The 1856-nt window shown below is 38.7% G+C and carries 2 protein-coding genes; one reads left to right on the forward strand and one right to left on the reverse strand.

Annotation, left to right across the window (positions count from 1 at the left end; translation table 11 throughout):
* Nucleotides 1-232: 232 nt before the first annotated feature.
* A complete protein-coding gene (locus tag HT669_RS10115; RefSeq protein ID WP_000005270.1) occupies nucleotides 233-928 on the reverse strand; it encodes a VIT family protein in 696 nt (231 codons plus the stop codon).
* A 486-nt stretch (nucleotides 929-1414) separates the two neighbouring features.
* Between HT669_RS10115 and HT669_RS10120 the strand changes: the two genes are divergently transcribed.
* Nucleotides 1415-1856, forward strand: a 442-nt coding sequence (locus HT669_RS10120; protein WP_172933700.1) for a helix-turn-helix domain-containing protein, incomplete at its 3' end; no start/stop codon positions are given.

The following is a 1856-nucleotide window of genomic DNA, read 5'->3' on the forward strand; positions in this document are numbered from 1 at the left end:
ATACCTCGACTTGAAAATCGAGGTATTTCTTGTATTTTATACTCAATGAAAATCAAAGAGCAAACTAGGAAGCTAGCCGCAGGTTGCTCAAAACACTGTTTTGAGGTTGTAGATAGAACTGACGAAGTCAGCTCAAAACACCGTTTTGAGGTTGCAGATAGAACTGACGAAGTCAGTAACATATATACGGCAAGGCGAAGCTGACGTGGTTTGAAGAGATTTTCGAAGAGTATTAAATGCTGAAAAGTTGTCCTAGCAGAAAGGTAACTCCCATGGTTAAAAGACCAATAGCTAGGTTCCGAATCATAGCTGTTTTGGTTGGGGCTTTTCCAAGTTTGGCACTAGTGTAACCAGTGAGAAGAAGGGCCACACCGACGATAAGGACAGTAGCAGGAATGCGGTATTCACTTGGGAAAATAGTTACTGACAGCATTGGTGGTAAGCTACCAAGGAAAAAAGAAATAAAGCTAGAGATAGCAGCATGCCAAGGATTGGTAAACTCTTCATACTCAATACCGTATTTTTCCTCTACCAAAGCCTTGAGTGGATTATTTAAAAAGGCTTTGTTAGTCAAAAGTTGAGCAGAGGTTTCGCATTCTCCATTTTGGATATAGGCAGCATAGAGGGACTTTTTGGCTAGTTCCATATCTTGGTCTAGCAAGAGCTGCTCACGCGCAACGGCTGCTTCCTCAGTATCTTTTTGAGTTGAAACGGATACATATGCTCCACCAGCCATTGAAAAGGCACCAGCTAAGATAGCTGCAAATCCTGATAAAAAGATAATCCAGATATTGGTCGTGGCACTAGCAACTCCGATAACTACACCAGCAATGGAAATAATCCCATCATTGGCACCAAGAACACCCGCACGCAGGATATTTAAACGACCTGCAAAATTTGAATCAATTTTGTGATTTGTTTCTGACATACTATTCTCCTTTTTATCCAGTATAAAGGAAAGAGGTAATGAAATCAATCTTTTAAAAGTATCTGAAAAAAGTTGCACGATTTTAATGATATAAAAATATCGACATCTTCTCTGATAGATCAAACACCGAAGGTAAAGAGTATAGAATAGCATAAAAAATTTTAAATTAAATAGGATAAACATTTTGTTCACTTTATAATCGTTTACAAGAGAATAATGAGTATTAAATGAAAGTTCTATAATGAAGTTAGCCACCCAGCCCTCCTAAAAATTAGATGTTTTAACTAGCTTATAGCTAGCCCTCGATTTCATTTGATAAGAGGCTTGATGCTGTTAGGCTGACAAGCCAAGGCTAAGATTAGCCTTGGTTTAGCTGACAAAACTGCTTCAAGGGTTCCTCTTGTCAAATGAAAGCTCTTCTAGGCATAAGAAAACACCTCTGTGTTATACTTGTTGTTCAATCACAAATACAAGAAAGGCACAGAGATGCAAAACCATTATACTACAAAAGCCAAACATTTGATAATCGATAGCCGTCGCTTAATCGAACGATGGAAAAAGGAAGGGAAATCAAATAGAGAAATCGCCTCTTTACTTGGAAAAGCTCCTCAAACTATCCATACTGAAATCAAGCGTGGGACAGTCCGACAATGTCTTGGAAAAGGACGCTTTAAAGAGGTTTATTCTGCCGACTATGCTCAACAGGCTTATGAAAATAATCGCAAGCGCTCGGTCAAGAAATCAAGATTGAACAAGGAGCTGAAGGAAAAGATTCTCCACTATCATAACCAAAAATTTTCGCCTGAAATGATGGTCAAGGCTAAAGGCGTTAACGTGGGAATTTCAACCATTTACTATTGGATTCATCATGTAAAATTGGGGTTAAGCAAACAGGAACTGCTTTACCCTAGAAAAGGAAAAGCGCTTA

Origin of the sequence: Streptococcus sp. 2100, from assembly GCF_013276335.1 — a bacterium.
Taxonomy (GTDB): Bacteria; Bacillota; Bacilli; order Lactobacillales; family Streptococcaceae; genus Streptococcus; species Streptococcus pseudopneumoniae.

Coding starts and splice junctions, on each gene's coding strand:
- HT669_RS10115 (WP_000005270.1), bottom strand. CDS start 928: ATGTCAGAAACAAATCACAAAATTGATTCAAATTTTGCAGGTCGTTTA.